Consider the following 22,220-nt stretch of genomic DNA (forward strand, 5'->3'; position numbering starts at 1 on the left):
CAGCTAGGATGTTGGAGTTAGGATTCTTGATTGCCATAGGTTAATATGGGCAAAGCGCCATGGTTGGCCTTCGTGCTATTCTATTTTTACACTTGAGTGAGTACTCCAAAAACTACTCCAAAAACTAGTAAGCCAGTAATTTGAGGAGGAATTAATCATTCAAGTACTAAATTCGATGATTAAGTTAATCTAATAATCGCGCTTCATAGCCCATGAATACTAATTCTGTTTATTCCTCGTTTACTGCTCTGACTCTTAAGGTTGTCGGGGTGATAATGATCGTTTCCTCTCTTTTGGATTACATCATTTTGGCAATTCCCTCACAGGGAGCTAGCCTGTTAAAGCCAGAGTGGCAGTTGAACTTTGCTACCCAAGTTGTTGACCGAGGCATTATCCCTATGGTCGGCATTGGGTTTTTATTTGCTGGATATTGGATTGCTCAAAGTGCTGCTACCGCTACCACACAGCCAAAATCTTCGGTTCAAGATCTCCGATTTTGGGTGCTGTGTCTCTCTAGTTTTCTAGGGTTGGTCTTTTTGCTAATGGTACCCCTACATCTCAATAACCTTCGTTTGCAAAGTTCCCAGGCTCTAGAACAAATTAACCAAAGAGCCAAGACCGCCGAAGTTCAACTGGAAAACCGCACTCAGCAAGTCACTGAACTTCTCAAAAGTCCTCAAGGTATAGCCCAGGTAGAAAAGAGACTCGCCGATTTAGATGCAGCCATTAAAAGTGGTAGGATTCCAGCACAACAGCTTGAGCAAGCCAAAGCTCAGGCTAACAGAGTTAGACAACAATTGCAGGCAATAAAGGAAAACCCTGACGTACTCAATCAAGAAGCAGAGCAGAATATTAACCAAATCCGTAGTCAGAAACTTCAACTAGAGAAACGAGCCACCACTGAAGCTTTCAAACTGGGCATTAAAACTGGTCTGAGTAGCTTACTCCTAGCAATTGGCTATATTGCCATTGGCTGGACCGGATTGCGCGGGTTGGGAAGTACACCAGTAACCCGTCGTGGACAAGCTTAGTAGGGTAGAGACTTTTAACCCTGACCAGATTTTTGATGATGATCCCCAAGACATGTTCTCGATCTATATCCTGACCTACAACGAAGAACTAGATATTGCTGCTTGTATCGAGTCAGCCCTACTATCGGACGATGTGATGATCGTAGATTCAATCAGTAGCGATCGCACTGTAGAAATTGCTAGTCAGTATCCGGTGCGAGTTGTGCAGCACGCCTTTGAAAGTCACGGACGTCAGCGCACCTGGATGCTCAAGGAAGTCCCCACCAAGTACGAATGGGTCTATATCCTTGAAGCTGATGAACGCATGACCCCTGAGTTATTTGCCGAATGCCAGGGAGCAATACAAGGACAGGAGCATGTGGCTTATTACGTTGCTGAGCGGGTCATGTTCATGAATCGGTGGATTCGCTACTCTACTCAGTATCCCCGTTACCAACTACGGCTGTTTCGTAAGGACAATGTTTGGTTTGATGATTATGGTCATACGGAACGGGAAGTATGTGATGGACCGACTGGTTTCATCAAAGAAACATATCCTCACTACACCAACAGTAAGGGATTTACCCGCTGGATTGATAAACACAATCGCTACTCTAGCGACGAAGCCCTCGAAACCTTGCGCCAGTTGGACCAAGGAACTGTTCAGTGGGCAGACCTATTTTTTGGGCGTTCGGAAGTAGAAAGACGCCGTGCCCTCAAAAACTTGTCCTTACGCTTGCCCTGGCGACCTGTATTGCGTTTTATATACATGTATTTCCTACTGGGAGGCTTCCTGGATGGTCAAGCCGGGTTTACCTGGTGTACCTTACAAGCATTTTATGAGTATCTGATATTGGTCAAACTTTGGGAACTCAAGCATCCCATGCACCCTCCCAGTAGCCGTGTCATGTCCTCAACTTCCCAAGGCTCAAAAGACTCTGATGCTACCCAGGTCACTTCATCCTCATCCTAGTAGTCTTGATGTCAGATTAGGGTAGAATCAAAGAGATTACTATACCATTGGCTAACTAACTGAATTGGCTAACTAACTGATAAATCAAACATTTCATAGTAAAACTGGGTAGCAGCAATCCCCGCGTCTAATCACCGGTGAGTGTCAATTCCGATTCTCTATCTTTGTTAATCTATCTCTGGTAATATGTAAAGAATAATACCGATTGATCTGGTCAAAGGGAAAAAGCTGGTCTGATGTTAGTTCATGCCAGTAATAACCCTATAGCTAGTGCTGGGTAAAATCTAGTCATGGGTATAACGCCCTAATGGCATCATATTGTCACCCATTAACTAGCGCCAGACTTTGGAAGTGGTATTCTAGATTGATCCGAACGGGCTACCGTTTTGTGGCAGTATCTAGAAACCAGATTTGGAGTAGCTAAAGCCAACTCCAAACTCTAGAACGGGAAGGTAAAACAGGTGTAATTCCACCGTTAAAACTTACCCAACTATCGAGATAAGCTAATAGGCGCAGCGTAGATTTTTCCGATGATATAGCTTCCCATGGGTGAAAGCAACCCAACTTTCCTCCCACTCCACCTACTGCAAAATCAGTGTCTATTGGTGTAGAATAACTGAGTTCGTTCCCGTAGCGTGCGCCTAGGCCCAATCTAACCAACTATCAGACCATTGAGGAGTCTAAAGTCAGGAGCTTCGATTCAGACTAATTGATTGTCAAGGAACTTTTCCGATAAATTGGCGAAAGAATCCAATAATATTCTGTATAGTGCCACTAACATCGCTGAATTATTATGATGAAAACTGAATTCTTTATCCTGTATCCTCCTCATAAGGGAGTAAATTGATTAGATTGCCCATTGCCCATGGGCGCACGCTACGGGAACGGCGCACGCTACGGAAACTGAGGTATACTAGTGTATAACGGCTATAGCCACCTTGGCATTTTTTCACCCACTCCAAAAAAAAGTGGCTAGAACAAGTTGGGAGAGTAGTTGTGATTTAGGTGGCTAGTAAAAAATTTTATTCAGTTATTAAAAGGAGAATCTGTGCTCTGTGTTCGAGGGCTTGAAGCAGGATCTAAAAAATGACCTAATTGCGGGGATTCTAGTGGTAATTCCCCTGGCTACCACAATCTGGCTGACGATTACAATCGCCAACTGGGTGATAAATTTTTTAACTAGAATTCCCAAACAAATTAACCCTTTTGATAATCTCAACCCTATCTTAGTAAATCTGCTAAATTTAGCAGTGGGACTGACAGTCCCACTACTATTTATTATGCTGATTGGCTTGATGGCACGCAACATTGTTGGACGGTGGTTGCTAGATTTGGGTGAGAAAATATTGCAAGCGATTCCCTTAGCTGGCTCAGTATACAAAACCCTTAAACAGATTTTGGAAACCCTTTTACAGGATTCTAAAACTAAGTTTAGTCGGGTGATTTTGGTAGAGTATCCTCGCCAAGGAGTCTGGGCGATAGCGTTCGTCACCGGTGTTGTGAGTGCACAACTCCAATCCCACATGAATCGTCCGATGTTGAGCGTTTTCATACCTACTACTCCTAATCCCACCAGTGGCTGGTATGCTATGGTTCCTGAAGAGGAAGTCATTAATCTTTCGATGTCCATCGAAGATGCCTTTAAAGTATTGCTCTCAGGTGGAATTGTTAGCCCAGATAGCCCTGCAATCCCAATTAACCTACAGCAGCCTCCTGAAAAGCAACCATTGGAAGAACCTTTGCCTGAGATGATACAGCAGGTTTTGCCAACAGAAGAAACCTAATCTTTTTGGGTAAAAGGACAAAATTAACTAAGGACAAACAATGCAACCTCGCAGAATGGCCCGTGAACTGGCTCTTTTGAGCATCTCTCAGATGCCCAACTCACCAGAGCGGTTGGATACACAACAACTGAATAATCTGGTGCTGGCGGCTGTTCGTACCCTGACTGGAGAAATTCAAGAGGCTTTAGAAACGGCGGCGGCTGAACTGAAACGGGGTAGCGATCGCATTCTCGAAAGTGAAACTCGCGCTACTGATGTACGTAGTGCTAGAGCAATGGTAACGGATGCAATTGAGTTAACCGAGAAAGCGATCAATCACTTGGGAAGTGCGGTAGAGATTCCCGAAATTGTCCAGTTGTCTAATACGGCTGAAGTCCGTAGCTATACCCTAGAAATTATCAAAGCTGTCAGTCGTAGACAGCTTGAGATTGATCAGATGTTGAACCAATCCCTGAAAGATTGGCAACTGAAGCGCTTACCTCGTATTGACCGGGATATTCTGCGGATGGCTGTGGCGGAAATTGCGTTTTTAGGTATCCCAGACCGAGTCGCAATTAATGAAGCAGTGGAACTGGCTAAACGCTACAGTGATGAAGAGGGACACCGTTTTATTAATGGTGTCTTGCGTCGTGCCAATGACTTGATTAAAACTCAAGCTCTACCACAATAGCGGAGGGAGTAGGGAGTAGGGAGTAGGGAGTAGGGAGTAGAGAGGAGGAGTATCGGGAATAGACTAAAATTAGCCTAATAGGCCAGGCTAGATCACAAAATTAAGAATATTAAGTCAAATATCGATAAAATTAAGGGAAAAGGTTAGGGATTAGCCTAGGGCTAAGCACTCAAAACCTAAATCAAAGATTGAATATATATAGTTAATTGACGCCATAGTCAAGTAAGGGTAATGGTCTTTAATTGGTTCCACCGAAAGTCTGATGCTAGTGCAGAGTCTGCTGAGAAAAAGGACTCTGATACATCTCAAGTAGAATCGGAACAAAAGGCAACAGAGCAACAACCAATAGACCAAGCTGATTCTAAATCTGTCGAAGAGTCATCCTCAGCAGCAGCTGATGATTACCTGAGTTGGGCAAAAGCTGCCTACAAAAATATTCAGAAGCAACAAGTAGATCAATCTCCAGAGGAAGACACTACTGAAAGTAAGCCAGTAGATGATACAACGGCTCAGCCAGCAGCAACGGCTAAACCGGAAAAACCTCAAGAATCTCAGGAGACTGAATCTCTAGCGGCTGAAACATCCGAAGCGTCTACTGAATCTCCAGCGGCTGAAACATTGGAAGTGTCTGAGGAAACTGACACTACAGAAGTCGCTGAGATAGGTCAGATAGCTGTTGAAGAAGAATCACAAGCACAATCACAAGCACAATCACAAGTAGAATCACAAGTAGAATCACAAGTAGAAGAGTCTACAGTTAGTGAAGCTTCGGTAGATACTGCTGAAACGGTGGAACCAGTAACCGAGCAATCCTCTGATCAGATGGTAGAGGAGGTAGTATCAACACCATCGGATTCAGAATCTAATCATGACTCATCTATAGGTATGACCTTGGTTGAGAATAAACCAATCCCTGAGTCAGATAGCTTGACAACTGATATAGCTCCATCAGCTGAGACAACAGAGGAAGAAACGCCTGCTTCTGGCCCAAGCTGGGCGCGTCGAGCAAGTGCTAACCGACTAGCACGGCTGGAACGTCTTAAGGAAACAGCTATTGAGACCCCTGAACCGGAACCCGAAGTGGCAACTGTGATCGAAGAGGATGAAGGGGAAGCAGAGATAGATCAAGATATGCTGGGTCTGGCCTTTGATGATGGGTTCTTGTGGTCAGCAGAAGTGTTGGCATCTCAAGGAAGAAGTCCTGAGGATATCTCGATCGAGGAAATTAGCTGGCTCAAGCAACTGCGTCAGGGATTGGGCAAAACTCGTCGTAGCTTGATTAACCAAATAAAGGCGATTGTGGGTCAAGGCCCGTTGAATCAAGACGCGGTAATGGAGATTGAGTCGCTGCTGCTACAAGCAGATGTAGGAATTGAGGCCACTGACTATATTATTGATACTCTACAAGCTAAGTTGCGGGAGGAGTCTCTACCAGCAGAAAAAGCGATCGCATATCTCAAACAAATCATCAGAGATTTGCTAGAGCAACCTTACAGTAACAATTACAGTCGGATCTTTGCTCCAGAAAACGATACCTTGAATATCTGGCTGATGACTGGAGTCAATGGTGCTGGTAAAACTACTACTATTGGTAAACTCGCTAACTTAGGTCAGAAGTCAGGCTACCGTTGTTTAATTGCAGCAGCAGATACCTTTCGAGCTGCTGCAGTGGAACAAGTTAAGATTTGGGGAGAGCGCAGTGGTACTGAAGTGATTGCTAATCCTGGTAAGAATACTGATCCAGCTGCTGTTGTGTTTGATGGTATTAGTGCTGCCCAATCTAGAAATACCGAATTACTGTTGGTGGATACAGCAGGACGATTGCAAAATAAGAAAAATCTAATGGAGGAATTGGCGAAAATTCGGCGAATTGTTGCTAAAAAAGCCCCGGATGCCAAAGTTGAATCGTTGCTAGTGCTGGATGCTACTTTGGGTCAAAATGGTTTACGTCAAGCACAAGTATTCTCAGAGGCGGCAAAACTGAGTGGAGTGGTATTGACAAAATTGGATGGAAGTGCTAAAGGTGGTGTCGCTTTAGCAGTAGTGCGGGAACTGGGCTTACCGATTCGGTTTATTGGTGCAGGAGAAGGGATTGAAGATTTGCGGCCTTTCTCTAGTTATGAATTTGTGGAAGCTTTGCTTAGTGGCTAAGCTGGTTTTGACAGCAAGGGAGTAGGGAGTAGGGAGTAGGGAGTAGGGAGTAGGGAGTAGGGAGTCGGGAGTCGGGAGTAGGGAGTCGGGAGTCGGGAGTAGGGAGTCGGGAGTCGGGAGTCGGGAGCAGAGGGATAGGGTTTGACGGTTTTGCTTCGTTTTGCTTCTCACTGAATAATATCCAATATAAATGGACAACAGTTTAGTAATGTAATGACTAAGTTGTCCATACTTATTATGGAAGCAAAAAAATATAATTGCTAAAAAACGCGATCGCTAAAGTCTCCCTCATCAAGGATAAGCCAGCTTCTGGTTGATTCGATTTGAATGCGATTGGCCTAAGGTCACGCTACGCTATCGCAAATTCCCCATCAAGCTGAAATCACTTCAAAATCAGAAATCGTCTCAATCCAGACCCGTGCTCCACACTTGAGGGGATCATCTGGACGATACATCACCCGACAGGGGCCATTGACCTCTACCGTATGACCGTAAACATTTTTAGAGCCTCGCTTCACCGTAATCACAGGATTACGCTCTCCGGTCTTGAGATTTTGGCGAATGACTTTCTGATTAACGTGGATCACAGCCTTAGTGTACTCTGTACGCTTTGACCAGTTCCGTTTTGGTCCGCGAGTGCCAGGAGTCACCACCGGCATGCCATCAAACAAAGGAATTACCCAAGTTCTACCCACCTTATAAGCGCCTTTAACTCTGCCCTTACCCAGAAGGTAACGGACGCGAGTGGCAGAAACACCAAGTAATTCAGCGGCTTGTGCGGTAGAAATCATCATGGGTCGCAAACCATTGCTTTAACGATATTATTACTTTAACACACTTTTTCGGAAAATGCCAGGGCATGGTAAAACTATTGCACTGTCACAATTTAAAAGAGAAACGAATGGGATGAGTGGGTGTAGCAAGTTAAACAGGATAAGAGGGTGCTAAAAACTATTGCATTGTCGCAATTTCTAATCATGTGGGATGTATGGGATGTGTAGAGATTGTAGGATGATTAGGATAAAAGGGTTCTATAAAACTATTGCATTGTCGCAATTTCTAATTCTGTGGGATGTATGGGATGTGTAGAGATTGTAGGATGATTAGGATAAAAGGGTTCTATAAAACTATTGCATTATCGAAATATCAGCTCTGGCCTGTTGCCTGTTGCGTAAGCTATCAGCTATCAGCTATCAGCTATCAGTCATCAGCTTTTGAATAAAACAGGTAAGCATTTTTTTATCTGAGTTAGGGAAAGCTGACCGCTGACCGCTGACCGCTGACCGCTGACCGCTGACCGCTGACGGCTGAATGGTTACCCTGTTGCCTTTGTTATGGAAATGCGATTGACCGTAGGTCACGCTACGGGAACGCTTTCCTGGAACCCTTTGTTACTCGACCATAGGGAATGCGATCGCTTTTTCTATTCTCTCCTATGCACATTTTTGCTTTTTTGTCAATTCATAAGTCTTAAAATTTATCGATTGTTTCAGGGACATTAGGGTTTTCAAATGAGATGTAAACAGAGAATTGCTCTAACCGGAAACAAGAAACAGCTGAAAGAGAATATTAGCAAAGGACTCCGGGATTTTTTGATGTGATCAGAAATCCGCCTTAGTGTTCATGACCTATTTGGAAAGGGGTTATTTCCTCTGATGAAAGAATAAAAGATTAGATTAAAATTGTCTCTAGTTGGTTCCTCTTGTTCCGGATTGTGGTATAGTATTATCAAATAAACTATACTCAAAGTAAATAATCTTAAAAATATAGCTATTTGTTATGGTTTGGCTAGACAAGTTGTTGTTACCCCAATTACAACCCTGATAGCTCATCATACTAGATAATCAGATAATACTAATTTTTATAAGTTTATAGTCTGGTAAATTTACGGATTTGATTGAAAAGGCGGGTTGTTAACTTCTCTAACTTCCCCCTTATCAATCGAAGCTGTAGATGCAGCTTGCCAGTAACTTAATCAATAATTGTGTGATTGTGGCTTGTGCTATACGGGTATATCTCGTTTTTGCTGTTTGACACGGTGGTGCGTTACGGGCAGCAACATAACCCTGGCTACGAGGCAGAAAATGATCGCCCCCCTAACGCACCCTACACAAGATTTTCAAATATGAGTAACTTTGTCAATGTAAAGAGAGCTGAAGTCAATGACCGATGAAAACATTTCCCGACCGAATCCCCAAGAAGCTGAGACTTTATTGGCTGACCTATTTGAGCAAGTGAAAAAATGGGAAAGTCCCCTGGATGAAAGTACAAAGCTTGGTGTAGGTGGAACCGCCGTTAAAAACTTGCAGGAAAGTAGAGTTATCTTTGGCAATCCTAGGGATAAGTTGATATTACTTACCGAAGACCTATTTGAAGAAACTGAAGAGGGATTGACCAATATTTATCGACAGCAAATGCGTGATGCATTTGATTTCTATTACATGACTGTGACTGTCGATTTGCGTCCTAAACCAGGGGTTATATTTTGGCGATTATGCTGTGAGCTTGACTTCAGTCCCAAAGGAGAAAAAGAGCCCATCGTTCAGTCTATTTTCCCCAAAAGCCAATGGCGACCTGTGATGAACTTCGGGGTGGGCATGAATTTAGGTATCAATAGCAATCTTGATTGGAGTATCGGGATTGATAGCACTGAACTAGCCGAATTTACAACTATTCCTGCGGAGCTCAAAGCTAATGTAGGAAATAAGAACGAACTCAAAGCATTCATTGTCATTCCTGAGTATGCTTACGAAGCTGGTCACTTTGAAATTATTTCCCAAGGTGAAGGTAACTCAAGGTGTTACTGGCGGATTGAAGAGCCGGAAATCCAAAAAATACTGACAGTCCAATTTGCAATTGTCTTTAAAGTGCCTAAGGAAATAAAGTCTATTAATTTGCGCGGGATCGCCTGGGGTGAGCCGGATATGAACTGGTTAACTGCTGATATCCGTGATGTTTTCAGCGATCTGGCAGATAGATTAAAAACCTTAATACGAAATAAGAATAAGGCAGCAATTAAATTCAGTCGTAGTGATGTTAAGGAATGGATATTGAACCTGCCGAAAGCTAATCTTCAACAGGATTTAGCGACTTAAATCGGGTGCATCTTTTGGTTGTAAATCTATGGTAAGCTATCAGCATTCAGCTATCAGCATTCAGCTATCAGCATTCAGCTATCAGTTATCAACTATCAGCTTATGCGTCACAGCGTCGAAGCCTGTGCCACGCTTTTGAATAAAATCGGCTGACGGCTGAAGGCTGTTCGCGTAGCGTGCGCGTAGCACATAGGCTGAAGGCTGACCGCTGACCGCTGACCGCTGACCGCACCTCAAGTAGCGTGCGCGTAGCGCGTATGCTTACCAATTCATCAGCTTTATCTGATCAGACCGCTATGACTAGAGCCAAATACATTTATCGCATCTGCGTGATAAATCCTCGTAGAGTGCGGGTTGAAAAGGAAGAACCTGGAAAGCCCAATAATCGAATCCCTGGAATATTTCGCTATCAGGATAAGATCACCCCAGAAGTCAAGGAGTTGATTGAGAAGGTTCGTCAAAACGGATTAAACGATGCTAACCAGTCGAGGTTTCTGGGAGAAGCGTTGTTTGATACCTTGTTTGATGATGAACTTTGCGATGACTTTATAGCATTTTATAACGAAGTTGTTCACACTAAACAGCAACTGCTACGGGTAGAACTACATATAGATGAGCGAAAGATGCCTGAAGTGGCAGCGTTCCCGTGGGAATTTATGTGTTTACCCGAGAAGAAATACTCAGGAACAATGTGGTTGGCTACTGCACCTGCTTTGGTCTTCTCGCGCCTGCCCTCACAGCGGATTTCAGCACCACCGATGGAGTCAGGGGCAAATGAAAAAATGCGGATTGCCTTAGTTGTCTCTGCACCCACAGATTTAAATCCAGTTGCCTACGAAGAAGTACAGGCGGCGATAGAGACACTAGCCCAGGAACAACCAGAGCAGGTGGAATTGTTACCAGTAGTGAATCCAGCTAGCCGCAAAGCTATTGATAACATTCTCAGGAAAAAGCCTCACATTTTCCATTTCATCGGTCATGGTCGTTTTCAGAATGAAAATGGTGAAATTGCCTTGGTGGATGAATTTGATCAGGCACGGTGGATTAGCGCCAATGACTTTAGTGAGCTATTGAATCAGCATCGACCTAGAATTATTTTGTTGCAGGCATGTCAGGGAGCAATGGAGTCTACATCGAAAGTATCTGTAGGGCTAGCTTCCAAGGTTGTGCAGCAAATTATTCCTGTACTCGTGGCAATGCAGTATCCCGTGTCTAACAGCACAGCTAGCCGATTTGCCTGCCACTTTTATAAACAATTAGCTCAAGGTAAGTCAGAGGATATAGCAGTACAGGAAGGACGACGAGAAATTAGTCTCCATGAATCAACAGGGTATTGGAAACGGGATTTTGCCACACCTGTGATTTTCATGCAAGTGCAAGATGCTCCAGTAGTTCAATCCCAAAATGAGTCAGGATTTCAACGTCTAAATCAGCCAGTTGTGCTAGACAAGCCAAGCCATAAACAGCTCCATGTAAAGGATGCTCGCCAATCACAAGGGGTCAAACGAGCGCTGTTGATTGGAGTCAGTAAATATGGAAAGGGGTTAAAGCCACTACCTGGCGCAACCAAAGATTTAGAGGAAATCAAAGGAATACTCAGTTCCCCACAACTGGGAAATTTTGTTGATGTCAAAGCTCTCAGCAATCCTGATCGACAGGAAATGGAAGAGGCTATTGAAGAGTTATTCGCTAGTTCTGAAAAAGATGATTTGGTGTTACTGTTCTTTTCAGGTCACGGTGTCAAAGATAGCAGCAATCAACTGTATTTAACAACTCGTATTACTCGTAAGAATTCACAGGGGGAACTAGTTAAGACAACAGCCGTTTCTGCTAGGGCTATCCATAACATCATGAATGGTAGCCGCTCCAAGCGACAAGTCGTTATCCTCGACTGCTGCTTTAGTGCAGCTTTTCGTAAGGGCCTACTGGTTAAAGATGATCGCTCCGTCGATCTTCAAAATCAATTAGGAGGAGAAGGGCGTGCTATTCTCGCCTCTTCAACTGACTATTCCTTTAGTCAATTGGACAAACAGCTCTCAATTTACACTCAGTATTTGGTACAAGGCATTGAAACGGGAGAAGCTGATTTGAATGGGGATAGGGTGATTTCTCTGGATGAGTTACATGAGTACATCGAAAATAAGATTAAAGAAACCCTTCCTGTCATGACTCCTAAAATCTATACTGATCAGGAAGGTTCTAAAATTCAGATTGCTAAAGCACCAAGGGATTATAGCCCTGTTTCAGATACTCCTTTAGTTACCCCAGAGGGGATAAAAGAAAGTTCAAAAGCAGATAGTTTGATAATACTTAGCTTACCTATAAAAATCCTCTCAAAACTTGTTATAGTTATCGCTATTGTGGTGATTTCTGTTTTGCTGCGTGTGGCTTATTTAGAGAAAGAATCTGTGTATTGTAATGATATAATTGAAGGATTTCATAAAGGTAACAAAAAAGCTACTAATACGTACTATAATGATCAGGAGTTTAAAAGGCGGTGTAATCCTGAATAATAAATTTTATCAGTGATATTGGTCTATAAACACTTAAATTTTTATATTACTTGATTTTGGTTTAATAATTTTACAAATCTGTATCTTTTTTTGTTGATTGGGTTGATTTTGGGTTTTATTTATGCAGTCTTCTAAGTAATCTTTATTAATCGCAAATTCATAATTATTATTATCTAGTGTTATTTTTTCAAAAATGATATCACCACTAGTGAAGGAATCGTTTATCTTAGTTACTTCAATAGATGATTGAAGGTAACCTATAACCGGAGTAGGATCTTCATCATTTGATGGTTGTATGTCATGTAGGGGGACATATGGTGAAAAGCATTGTAAACAAACCTTATCATTAAAATTCGGTTTGTAATTATCCTGACCAACAGCTGTTGTAACTATACCGAGCAGGAGAATAATGCTTACTCCAATAATAACAAGGTAATTTAAAATTTTTCCTTTCATGGCAAAGAGAAAAGTAATGGTTGACTACTATACTCTTCGCTAGCTCTAAATTGAATCAGGATATTTTACTAAGAAACCAAGAAATATCTCCAAAAATTCATGAAATGGCGGTAAACTCGTATAAAACAGTGTTTTACACTACTCAATGTTTATGGTAAGTTAATTCTTTGGTTGAAGAAAAAGACAAAAGGCAAAAGGCAAGAGGCAAAAGGCAAAAGGCAAAAGGCAAAAGGCAAAAGGCAAAAGGGGACTTACGCCACATTGACTGGTTTGATGGGATTGGCAGTAGGTCACGCTACGGGATTGGCCTACTGCCACCCTACGCGATCAAGCGAAGCTTCCGCGCTTATGCGATCGCAAAAGAACACTTTGTGATTGATCGATGTGAATGCGATCGCAAAAAGACACCTTGTGATTAATTTGATGTGAATGGGATTGGCCTACTGCCACCCTACGCGATTGACCGTAGGTCACGCTACGCGAACGCATTCACATCCCATCAAGCTGAAATCACTTCAAAATCAGAAATCGTCTCAATCCACACCCGTGCTCCACACTTGAGGGGATCATCTGGACGATACATCACCCGACACGGGCCATTGACCTCCACCGTATGAGCGTAAACATTTTTAGTGCCTCGCTTCACCGTAATTACAGGATTACGCTCCCCGGTCTTGAGATTTTGGCGAATGACTTTCTGATTAACGTGGATCACAGCCTTAGTGTACTCTGTGCGCTTTGACCAGTTCCGTTTTGGTCCGCGAGTGCCAGGAGTGACCACCGGCATGCCATCAAACAAAGGAATTACCCAAGTTCTACCCACCTTATAAGCCCCTTTAACTCTGCCTTTGCCCAGAAGGTAACGGACGCGAGTGGCGGAAACACCAAGTAATTCAGCGGCTTGTGCGGTGGAAATCATCATGGGTCGTAAACCATTGCTTTAACGATATTATTACTTTAACACACTTTTTCGGAAAAGGCAAGGATATAGTAAAACTATTGCATTATCGCTATTTCAGGGCTTGTGGTAGGTTTGGGATATTTAGGTTATTTGGTAGGATTGGGAGGTTTGGGAGTGCTGAAAAACTATTGCATTGTCACAATCTCAAGCAGTAGGGGCAACTGGGATTAGTGGGATTAGTGAGAGGAGTGAGATAAAAGTGTTATCAAAAACTATTGCATTTTCACAATTAAATGCTAATACCAAGTTGCATGGCCAACGGCTGAATACTTACTTAAAAAAAATCAAAAATAATTATTTCCAGATCCGCTGTTTCCTATTTCCTACTCCCTTTGCTAAAAACTAATTGTTAAAATCGTTGATAACAAAATTTTTGGCCGAAACCTTACTTAGTCAGGGATTATATAAAAAATCTCTAGGCTCAAGGTTAATAAAAAACTAAAAAAATTAAGTTAATATTAAATCTAGGTTAACTTTACAAAATATTTATACCCTACTCAGATAAAATTACACTAAAAATTTACAGCGACTTCAAAAACAAGCTTTAACCAAACCTTATAATTATGTTTATATAAATACAATCAAAATTTAACCTGGAAATGAAAACCTTACTAAGGGAGGTCAGCCAGTTTCAATCATCACGTAAACCTAGGCCAAGGCGATTTAAGGTTGGCAACAATTACGTACTAGGTGATAGCTGAAAGCTGAAATGCTGACACAATTTAGCTAGTTTCTGTGCTTCTAAGTCTCTAGATATAAAAACGCTAAATTCGAGAGTTTTAGTCTCGTTGATTCCAGGATTTTATGAAATTAAAAGGATTTGCATCTTTACCAGCTGATACCTTTGCAGAGGGACCCCAGTCTGGTGCAGACAATGGCAACGGTGAACCGATTTCTGCCAATGGTCGCACCGGTCCGTTTGATGGACAACCTGTTCAAGGCTTTAGTGGTGTTCAGTTTGCTCCTAGTGGGGGTGGCTCTTTTTGGTTTCTATCAGATAACGGTTTTGGAGCCCAACAGAATAGTGCGGATTACCTACTCAGACTCTATCAAGTTAACCCTGATTTCAAGGGTGCAGAGGATGGAGATGGTAGTGTAGAGATTGAAGGCTTTGTTCAACTGTCTGACCCTGATGGCAAAATTCCTTTCAAGATTGTCAACGAAGACAGTAGCGGACGCTTTCTGACCGGGGCGGATTTTGATATCGAGTCTTTTGTGATTGATGCTAAGGGCGATATCTGGATTGGTGACGAATTCGGTCCGTTTATACTTCACTTCGATAGCACTGGTAAACTGCTCGAAGCCCCTATTTCTACTCCCAATATCCCCGGGAATACCACAGGGGAATTTGTGCGATCGCCTCAAAACCCAGATTTACAATTCAATAGCCTCAATGGTGATCCTCCTCTAGTGATTGCACACCGGGGTGCTAGCGGTGAGCGTCCAGAGCATACCTTAGAAGCTTACGCTCTTGCCATTGAACAAGGGGCTGATTTCATTGAGCCTGACCTAGTAATCACCAAAGACGGTGTCTTGATTGCTCGTCACGAACCGTTGCTAGATGACACCACTAACGTAGCTGATGTATTTGGTGAAGACCGCAAGTCCACCAAACTGCTGGATGGTGAAGAAATTACTGGTTACTTTGCTGAAGATTTTACCTTAGCAGAAATCAAGCAACTGCGTGCTGTTCAGTCTCGTGACTTCCGTAGTGATGAGTTCGATGGTCAGTTTGAAATTCCCACTTTCAAAGAGGTTATCGAACTACTCCAGCAGGTAGAAGCGGAAACTGGTAAAAAAATCGGTATCTATCCTGAAACCAAGCATCCTACATTCTTCGATGACCAAGGCTTATCCCTAGAAGAGCCTTTAATCGCAACCCTACAAGAAACTGGTTTTACCGACCCCAGCCGGATTTTCATCCAATCCTTTGAAGTAGCTAACCTAATTGATTTACAAAATAACTTGCTACCTGGGGCTGGATTGGAAAATCTACCCCTAGTACAGCTCTACGGAGATGTAGACGATCAATTCCTAAATGCTGGTGGTGGCGGTTTTTCTGCTCCCTACGATATTGTTGCTAATTTCAGCAAACCTGACTTTACCGCAGAAGAGGCTCGGGCTACCTACGGCGATTTAGTTGACATTGTTCCCGACTTTGGTGCTGATGTCACTGGTGATGGTATTCCCGATACCACTTACCAAGATTTAGCCACTCAGACAGTCTTTGACTACATTGGCGCTAACTACGCTGAGGGTGTTGGTCCTTGGAAAAACAGCTTTTTGCTGCGGGAATCGATCGATACTCCTGTTGATGGCAATGGTGATGGCATTGCTGAAATCACTACCCAGCTCACTGGTGAAGTTCGTCCTTTCATCGATTGGGCTCATGATGCAGGAATGCAGATTCACCCCTACACCCTACGTAATGAAGAGCGCTTCCTGACCCTCAACCCTGATGGTACCCCTCAAAGCCCAGAGGATGAGTTCCGTCAATTGATTGAGCTTGGAGTAGATGGTTTCTTTACAGACTTCCCAGAAACTGGAAGAATTGTAGTTGACCAAGAAACTATACTGCCTAATCTATCTAGGTCTCGCGGATTTGAGGGCATGGCATTTAGCCCTGACCGCACCACCTTGTATCCCCTACTCGAAGGTGTAGTAGATGGGGACCCAGAGGATGCTCTACGCATCTATGAGTTTGATGTTGCTTCCAGTGAATACCAAGGTCTGGTAGGATTTTACCGTACCGATGTTCCCGGTCATCCGATTGGGGATTTTACCCCCATCAATGACAACGAGTTCTTAGTCATAGAGCGGGATGGTAAGCAAGGAGCGGAGGCTCAGTTCAAGAAAATCTTTAAGATTGACTTGTCTGAGATTGATGAAAATGGCTTTGTTGCCAAAGAGGAAGTAGTTGACTTGCTCAACATTCCTGACCCAGATGATGTGAACGGGGATGGTGAACTCACCTTTACCTTCCCATTTGTCACGATCGAAGATGTATTGGTGATTGATCAGAATACGATCTTAGTTGCCAATGACAACAACTATCCCTTCTCCGTAGGACGGGGTCCGGATATTGATAATAACGAAGTTATTCTGATCGAATTAGATCAACCCCTGGATGTAGATCCTTTATTAGGTCTTCCAGCCCCCAACTTTATTTCAGGTACTCCAGATAGTGATGAAATTGTTGGCGAGTTAGGTAACGATTTCATTACTGCTGCTGAAGGCAATGATACCGTTGATGGCGGTCTGGGCAATGACCTGATTCAGGGTGAAGCTGGAGATGATGTATTGCAGGGAGACTTTGCTGATAGCACCATTGGCGGAGATGACGTTATCTTCGGTGGCTTAGGCAATGACCGGATTAACGGCAATCTCGGCAATGACAAACTCTACGGTGGTGCAGGAGATGACTTTATCTTCGGTAATGAAGGTGATGACTTAATCCGAGGTGGATTAGGTAATGACTTCTTGACTGGTGATGACTCTTCTGGTATTAGCGGTAGTGATACCTTTGTCTTAGCTGCTGGGGAAGGTACAGATTTCATTCTCGATTTCCAGGCAGGAGTTGACTTAATTGGTTTAGCCGATGGTTTGACCTTTGGTCAGTTATCCATTGAACAAGATTCGCAAAATGCTCGCATTAGTTTGGAGAATCAACTATTAGCAACTTTTGCGATCGCTAATCCTCTAACAGAGGCTGATTTCACGATCATCTAATCCGTTGTAAAACCGGGTAATTAAAGGATTACCCGGTTTTTATTATTTGGTAATACGCAATACTGCGTGGGTTAAGGATCCCCCTCCCGTCCCCCTTAATAAGGGGGAAGCCAGAGGAGCCATAGCTATTGTTCCCCCCTTGCTAAGGGGGGTTAGGGGGGATCTCCAGGAATTGAACTTCCAAAACCGACGCAGTATTGAGGTAACTAAGTTGATGACTGAGGTGCTCGAACTTTAGGTATAAAAAAAATTAATATGTCTAATCTTGACGTTCGCTTTTCTAGCTTTAACGCTTCTTTGAATCGCTCCAATCAAGGGGATTTAATTCAAGATTTATCTACTTATGATAATAACCAAGCCAAGGCAGTGGCTGAAATTATTCAGCGTGCTAATCCGGATGTATTGCTAATCAATGAATTTGATTTCGATGAGAATGGAGAAGCGGCCAAACTTTTCCAAGATAACTATCTTTCGGTTAGTCAGAATGGTGCGACAGCGATTGACTTTCCCTATGTTTATCTCGCACCTTCTAACACCGGGATTCCCTCTGGATTTGACTTAGATAATAACGGGGAAGTTGGCGGGGGTAATGATGCGTTTGGCTTCGGGTTCTTTCCAGGACAGTTTGGGATGGTGCTATTCTCCAAACACCCGATTGATACGGAGAATATACGCACCTTTCAAAACTTCCTCTGGAAAGATATGCCAGATGCGTTGCTTCCTGTAGATCCAGTAACTGGGGAATCCTGGTACTCTGAGGAAGAATTAGCTGTATTCCGCCTCTCTTCCAAGAGTCACTGGGATATTCCCATTAATATCAACGGTGAAACGGTTCATGTTCTCGCTAGCCATCCTACTCCTCCAGTGTTTGATGGTCTAGAAGACCGCAACGGTACCCGTAATCACGATGAGATTCGGTTCTGGTCAGACTATATCACTCCCGGAGCTGGGGATTACATTTATGATGACCAAGGAAACTTCGGTGGTCTGTTGGCAAGCGATCGCTTTGTGATCATGGGAGACCAAAATGCTGACCCCTTTGATGGGGATAGTACTGATAATGCCATCCTGCAAATTCTAGATAACCCATTAGTCAACACCTCTGTTACACCCTCCAGTGAGGGAGGGGTGGATGCTAGCAACCGCCAGGGATTGAATAACCTGACTCATGGAGGTAATCCAGCCTTTGACACCGCTGACTTTGGTGAGGAAAACTTTGGTGGTCCTGGCAACCTACGGGTGGATTATGTGTTGCCTTCTCAAAATCTGACTATCACTGACGCAACGGTTTTCTGGCCGAAAAGTGATGACCCTGCCTTTGAGCTAGTGGGTGATTTCCCCTTTCCTAGTTCTGACCACCGTCTAGTATATGTTGATGTTGAGGTAGAGCCTACAGTGGTAGATAGTAACTCCAAAGTTGTCACTGGTATTAACTTCCTCGGAGAGGTTAGCTTTAATACTGGATTCCAGTTTGAGAATACAGAAGTTGGCGGTATCTCTGGTTTAGCCTACGATCCTGCTAATGGTGTCTACTATGGTCTGTCTGATGACCGCAGCCAAAATGCTCCCGCTCGTTTCTATACTATTGATATTGATTTAAGTGATGGTAGTCTAGACAACGGTGATGTAGGGTTTACAGGTGTCACCACTCTACGGAATGCTAGCGGTGAGCCTTTCCCAGAACGGGGTGTTGATCCAGAAGGGATTGCCTTGACTAGTGCTGGAACCTTGTTTATATCCTCTGAAGGGGATGCTAACAATCTTCTTAATCCCTTCGTCAATGAATTCTCTCTAGCAGGACAAGAGTTCAATCAGCTGACGGTACCAGATAAGTTCTTACCTACCTCAGATGGAACCAGGGGCATTCGTAACAATCGTGCCTTTGAAAGCCTGACCATTAGCCCAGATGAGCGCTTCCTTTATACTGCAGTAGAGAATGCTCTGATTCAGGATGGTCCGGCTTCGACACTAGAAGATGAAAGCCCTGTTCGGATTTTACAGTATGATTTACAAACTGGGGAACCTGCTAAAGAATTCCTCTACATCACTGACACCATTCCCAATCAGCCTGACCCTCCTGGCAGTTTTGCTGACAATGGTTTAGTAGAATTACTAGCGCTAGATAATACCGGAACCTTACTAGCCCTAGAGCGATCCTTTGCAGTTGGTGTCGGAAATAATCTCAGGCTATATGAAGTCCGGCTCCAAGACGCTACAGATATCAGTGATGTTGATAACCTATTGAGCAACCCCACTGACCCAGATAGTGGACTCTTAGAGGTTGAGCAAGTAGCTGAGAAACGGTTACTGTTGGATTTCGATGACTTAGGTATTCGTCTCGACAATAGTGAAGCGATCGCATTTGGTCCAACCTTACCGGATGGCAGACAATCCCTAATTGTTGCTAGCGATAACAATTTCAATGACAGCCAGATTACCCAATTCCTAGCATTTGGGCTAGACCTCGATCATATTCAATCTCCGACAGCAATAGTAGAAGCCACCTCTGAGATTAACGGTACTCAAGGGGCTGACCAGTTGATTGGGACTATTGATGCTGATCTGATCAATGGCTTTGGTGGAAATGATACCATTGCTGGGGCACTAGGTAATGATATTTTATTTGGTGGCAATGGTGATGATATCCTGCGCGGAGATAACAATAGCAGGTCCCCAGATGGTAAGGCTGGTGGGGATGATATTATCTATGGTGGTTCAGGAAGCGATCGCATTGGCGGGAAATCTGGTAATGACTCCCTCTATGGTGGCTTCGGAGATGATCAACTCTGGGGTGATGCTGGGGATGACCTATTGAGTGGTGGTCTCGGTCATGATACTCTGACTGGAGATAACTTCTCTAATGGTAGTGGCAGTGATACCTTTGTCCTAGAGATTGGGGAAGGTACTGACACCATTACAGACTTCGAGCTGGGCACTGACTTCATTGGTTTAGGCAATGGTTTGAGCTTTGGTGAAGTTTCTATCACCTCCGATAGTAATAATTCTCTTATCAATGTTGGAGATGGAACCCTAGCAGTAGTGTTAGGAGTAACAACCCTTGCTGAAAGGGATTTCGTTATTTTATAGCAATTCTCAAATTAGGAAGTAGGGGAATAGGGAGTCGGGAGTCGGGAGTCGGGAGTGGGGGTAAGAAAATTAAATGTACCTCGTAAGTATCGGAAAAACTATAAAAATGTGTTCCATTTCCGCATCTTCCCACACTTCCCATACTTCCCATACTTCCCACACTTTTCCCCATGTTCCCTGTTCCCGAAAATCAAAAAATTGTGTAATTAAACTATTTTATAAATGCTATAAAACTGATTAACTTAATAAGTTTAAGTTAATTTTTTTGTGGTTTTATATTTATTAATTTTGATTTTAATAACATTAATTTAATTATAAAAAATATAATAAATCGATAATGTACCAATTAATGTCGTAATTTTGATATGATAATTTTTGCTCCATATTGCCTACTCCCTACTCCCTGCTCCCTGTTATAGCAGTCGCCAGGGCAGTTAGGACATGACAAAAGTCTCAAAGCTAAGTAAGCGCAATAGTTTTACTTCTGACTTCTGACTTCTGACTTCTGACTTCTGCTATACCTTTGCTATGACTTTATAATCCTAAATTTTAGAGGGTTTAATTGAAGGAGTAATATCTCAGGCTTAGGAAGCGTAAAAGTGAGTGTGAAGATCTTCGCACAAGAGGGTAAGACCCTACACCCACCCGAATTTGGATCCAAACCCAAACCTGTAGCTTCTCATGTAAATTTTAAGTAAAGGTGACGTAAGAAAAAGACCAAATTATGTAAGATTATGTAAAGTTGACTATAGTACACTCTTTTATAGTATAGTTTTACGTAAATCCAAAAATATATTAAGTCAAGTAACCTATGGCTTAATTAGTCTGACCGATAGCATCTACTGGTAGGTTAAAGCTACCCAGATTCCTTTGGTCATCTCTGAAGACGCTGCTTAGCCAGCGGGCATCTATAGCCCAGTTGCTTAGATCAAAGACAAATGATTTGTAAGCTATCAGCGTGTCGCGTATCAGCTATCAGCTGATGGGCTATGGGCTATGGGCACGCTACTTGATGTGCTGATGGGCTATGGGAACGCTACACCGAACAGCTTTTGAATAAAACAGGTAAGCATTAGTTTAATAGTAACGAAAGTCACAGGTTAGAAGCCTGTGCCACAAAGCTGACGGCACCTCAAATAGCGTGAGCTAAAAGCTCACGGCTGACGGCTGAATGCTTACAATGATTTGGATTTAGTTTGCTAATCGAAGAGTATCAAATCCAAGACAGTAAAATTCAATAAAACCTTAAGTCGGTGTTGCTGAACTAGTGATTGCAATGAAATCAGGGAAAGGGTAAAATCTACTTGATAATGAATCGAAGATCAGCTTAGGTAGACTCCGTTGAACTCCAGACCAAGGTTATGGGTAACTAGATAAATAAAGTCCGCCTTGATGTGGCTGGATTATCAAGTTAAATCCTCATACCCGAAGGGAGTCAAGGTGATAGCTATCATCATGGTAGCATCATGCTAGTCATAAGCCTAGTATGAGTGGGTAATTCCATTGGCTGTTCTTTTTGAATTAGTTCACACTCAATGGGATGTTCCGTTCGCGAATGCAGATCAGATTGAGCAAATAGCTTATTCAATAACGTTCAATAAAGCACAGATAGCTTGCTATTATATTGATGTTATATTGATGTTATATTGATGCTATCAGTGTTGGCGTTATTCAGCCATCGCCACACTATCTCCAGGTTAAAGGTTAATTATTAACACTAGCTGTAGAGTTCAGACGCAACCCCTAACTAAGTAGGTAGGAAATTAACGTAATAGGCTGAGGTTTAACTGT

Annotated in this window: 19 protein-coding genes; 10 read left to right on the forward strand and 9 right to left on the reverse strand. The window is 43.0% G+C overall.

Translation table 11 applies throughout. From position 1 onward, the window contains the following. Positions 1–212 precede the first annotated feature (212 nt). Both hpsJ-B and F6K64_RS23335 read left to right on the forward strand, forming a co-directional pair. Complete coding sequence (gene hpsJ-B / locus F6K64_RS23330) at positions 213–1,031, forward strand: hormogonium polysaccharide biosynthesis protein HpsJ (RefSeq protein WP_008178528.1); 819 nt, start codon at positions 213–215, stop codon at positions 1,029–1,031. A 52-nt stretch (positions 1,032–1,083) separates the two neighbouring features. Then, positions 1,084–1,983 carry a glycosyltransferase family 2 protein gene (locus tag F6K64_RS23335; RefSeq protein WP_287251762.1) on the forward strand — a complete coding sequence of 300 codons (900 nt, stop codon included), beginning with the start codon at positions 1,084–1,086 and terminating at the stop codon, positions 1,981–1,983. 420 nt (positions 1,984–2,403) lie between these two features. Here F6K64_RS23335 and F6K64_RS23340 read toward each other — a convergent pair whose 3' ends face one another. Together F6K64_RS23340 and F6K64_RS23345 are read right to left on the reverse strand one after the other, a co-directional pair. Further along, the gene (locus F6K64_RS23340) at positions 2,404–2,643 is read right to left on the reverse strand and encodes a hypothetical protein (protein WP_131827010.1); all 240 of its coding nucleotides are present in this window, start codon (positions 2,641–2,643) and stop codon (positions 2,404–2,406) included. Positions 2,644–2,795: 152 nt separating this feature from the next. After that, positions 2,796–2,936: a hypothetical protein gene (locus F6K64_RS23345; RefSeq protein ID WP_154659653.1), complete on the reverse strand. Its 141-nt coding sequence runs from the start codon at positions 2,934–2,936 to the stop codon at positions 2,796–2,798. A 102-nt stretch (positions 2,937–3,038) separates the two neighbouring features. Between F6K64_RS23345 and F6K64_RS23350 the strand changes: the two genes are divergently transcribed. The 3 genes from F6K64_RS23350 to ftsY all read left to right on the forward strand — a co-directional run bounded on the left by F6K64_RS23350 (position 3,039) and on the right by ftsY (position 6,588). Further along, positions 3,039–3,767 (forward strand): DUF502 domain-containing protein, encoded by a 729-nt coding sequence (locus F6K64_RS23350; protein WP_008178521.1) that lies wholly within the window; start codon positions 3,039–3,041, stop codon positions 3,765–3,767. 40 nt (positions 3,768–3,807) lie between these two features. Then, the gene (nusB, locus tag F6K64_RS23355) at positions 3,808–4,437 is read left to right on the forward strand and encodes a transcription antitermination factor NusB (protein ID WP_008178519.1); all 630 of its coding nucleotides are present in this window, start codon (positions 3,808–3,810) and stop codon (positions 4,435–4,437) included. Positions 4,438–4,668: 231 nt separating this feature from the next. Next, entirely contained in the window at positions 4,669–6,588 is a 1,920-nt protein-coding gene (gene ftsY / locus F6K64_RS23360; RefSeq protein WP_287266393.1) for a signal recognition particle-docking protein FtsY, read from the forward strand. Here ftsY and F6K64_RS23365 read toward each other — a convergent pair. The 3 genes from F6K64_RS23365 to F6K64_RS23375 form a co-directional block, all read right to left on the reverse strand. Further along, positions 6,496–6,759, reverse strand: coding sequence for a hypothetical protein (locus F6K64_RS23365; RefSeq protein ID WP_287266395.1), 264 nt, complete (start codon positions 6,757–6,759; stop codon positions 6,496–6,498). The two genes, ftsY and F6K64_RS23365, sit on opposite strands and share 93 nt — an antisense overlap. A 200-nt stretch (positions 6,760–6,959) precedes the next feature. Next, positions 6,960–7,382, reverse strand: a complete 423-nt coding sequence (locus F6K64_RS23370; RefSeq protein WP_044492023.1) for a helix-turn-helix domain-containing protein — start codon at positions 7,380–7,382, stop codon at positions 6,960–6,962. A gap of 399 nt (positions 7,383–7,781) precedes the next feature. Continuing rightward, a complete protein-coding gene (locus F6K64_RS23375) occupies positions 7,782–7,949 on the reverse strand; it encodes a hypothetical protein (RefSeq protein ID WP_154659652.1) in 168 nt (55 codons plus the stop codon). Between the two features lie 801 nt (positions 7,950–8,750). On the opposite strand from F6K64_RS23375, the gene F6K64_RS23380 reads away from it, so the two are divergent. Beyond that, positions 8,751–9,683 (forward strand): hypothetical protein, encoded by a 933-nt coding sequence (locus tag F6K64_RS23380; RefSeq protein WP_287266396.1) that lies wholly within the window; start codon positions 8,751–8,753, stop codon positions 9,681–9,683. A 100-nt stretch (positions 9,684–9,783) separates the two neighbouring features. Here the strand turns inward: F6K64_RS23380 and F6K64_RS23385 are convergent, their stop codons facing one another. After that, positions 9,784–9,951 (reverse strand): hypothetical protein, encoded by a 168-nt coding sequence (locus F6K64_RS23385; RefSeq protein ID WP_154659651.1) that lies wholly within the window; start codon positions 9,949–9,951, stop codon positions 9,784–9,786. A 28-nt stretch (positions 9,952–9,979) separates the two neighbouring features. On the opposite strand from F6K64_RS23385, the gene F6K64_RS23390 reads away from it, so the two are divergent. Further along, entirely contained in the window at positions 9,980–12,196 is a 2,217-nt protein-coding gene (locus F6K64_RS23390) for a caspase, EACC1-associated type (RefSeq protein WP_287266398.1), read from the forward strand. A gap of 33 nt (positions 12,197–12,229) precedes the next feature. On the opposite strand, the gene F6K64_RS23395 is transcribed toward F6K64_RS23390, so the two are convergent. Then, the gene (locus F6K64_RS23395) at positions 12,230–12,652 is read right to left on the reverse strand and encodes a hypothetical protein (RefSeq protein ID WP_008178498.1); all 423 of its coding nucleotides are present in this window, start codon (positions 12,650–12,652) and stop codon (positions 12,230–12,232) included. A 167-nt stretch (positions 12,653–12,819) separates the two neighbouring features. Here F6K64_RS23395 and F6K64_RS23400 point away from each other — a divergent pair, with 167 nt between their 5' ends. Continuing rightward, positions 12,820–13,071: a hypothetical protein gene (locus F6K64_RS23400; RefSeq protein ID WP_287266401.1), complete on the forward strand. Its 252-nt coding sequence runs from the start codon at positions 12,820–12,822 to the stop codon at positions 13,069–13,071. An 80-nt stretch (positions 13,072–13,151) separates the two neighbouring features. Here F6K64_RS23400 and F6K64_RS23405 read toward each other — a convergent pair whose 3' ends face one another. After that, positions 13,152–13,574, reverse strand: coding sequence for a helix-turn-helix domain-containing protein (locus tag F6K64_RS23405; protein ID WP_044492020.1), 423 nt, complete (start codon positions 13,572–13,574; stop codon positions 13,152–13,154). Positions 13,575–14,417: 843 nt separating this feature from the next. On the opposite strand from F6K64_RS23405, the gene F6K64_RS23410 reads away from it, so the two are divergent. Further along, complete coding sequence (locus F6K64_RS23410; protein WP_287249301.1) at positions 14,418–17,342, forward strand: esterase-like activity of phytase family protein; 2,925 nt, start codon at positions 14,418–14,420, stop codon at positions 17,340–17,342. Between the two features lie 255 nt (positions 17,343–17,597). After that, positions 17,598–20,429, forward strand: coding sequence for an esterase-like activity of phytase family protein (locus tag F6K64_RS23415; RefSeq protein ID WP_287266404.1), 2,832 nt, complete (start codon positions 17,598–17,600; stop codon positions 20,427–20,429). On the opposite strand, the gene F6K64_RS23420 is transcribed toward F6K64_RS23415, so the two are convergent. Further along, the gene (locus F6K64_RS23420) at positions 20,419–20,601 is read right to left on the reverse strand and encodes a hypothetical protein (RefSeq protein WP_131826968.1); all 183 of its coding nucleotides are present in this window, start codon (positions 20,599–20,601) and stop codon (positions 20,419–20,421) included. The two genes, F6K64_RS23415 and F6K64_RS23420, sit on opposite strands and share 11 nt — an antisense overlap. Between the last annotated feature and the right edge of the window lie 1,619 nt (positions 20,602–22,220).

It is taken from the genome of Moorena sp. SIO3A2, from assembly GCF_010672265.1.
GTDB lineage: Bacteria > Cyanobacteriota > Cyanobacteriia > Cyanobacteriales > Coleofasciculaceae > Moorena > Moorena producens.

Coding starts and splice junctions, on each gene's coding strand:
- hpsJ-B (WP_008178528.1), top strand. CDS start 213: ATGAATACTAATTCTGTTTATTCCTCGTTTACTGCTCTGACTCTTAAG.
- F6K64_RS23335 (WP_287251762.1), top strand. CDS start 1,084: ATGTTCTCGATCTATATCCTGACCTACAACGAAGAACTAGATATTGCT.
- nusB (WP_008178519.1), top strand. CDS start 3,808: ATGCAACCTCGCAGAATGGCCCGTGAACTGGCTCTTTTGAGCATCTCT.
- ftsY (WP_287266393.1), top strand. CDS start 4,669: ATGGTCTTTAATTGGTTCCACCGAAAGTCTGATGCTAGTGCAGAGTCT.
- F6K64_RS23370 (WP_044492023.1), bottom strand. CDS start 7,382: ATGATGATTTCTACCGCACAAGCCGCTGAATTACTTGGTGTTTCTGCC.
- F6K64_RS23380 (WP_287266396.1), top strand. CDS start 8,751: ATGACCGATGAAAACATTTCCCGACCGAATCCCCAAGAAGCTGAGACT.
- F6K64_RS23390 (WP_287266398.1), top strand. CDS start 9,980: ATGACTAGAGCCAAATACATTTATCGCATCTGCGTGATAAATCCTCGT.
- F6K64_RS23395 (WP_008178498.1), bottom strand. CDS start 12,652: ATGAAAGGAAAAATTTTAAATTACCTTGTTATTATTGGAGTAAGCATT.
- F6K64_RS23405 (WP_044492020.1), bottom strand. CDS start 13,574: ATGATGATTTCCACCGCACAAGCCGCTGAATTACTTGGTGTTTCCGCC.
- F6K64_RS23410 (WP_287249301.1), top strand. CDS start 14,418: ATGAAATTAAAAGGATTTGCATCTTTACCAGCTGATACCTTTGCAGAG.
- F6K64_RS23415 (WP_287266404.1), top strand. CDS start 17,598: ATGTCTAATCTTGACGTTCGCTTTTCTAGCTTTAACGCTTCTTTGAAT.
- F6K64_RS23420 (WP_131826968.1), bottom strand. CDS start 20,601: ATGGGGAAAAGTGTGGGAAGTATGGGAAGTATGGGAAGTGTGGGAAGA.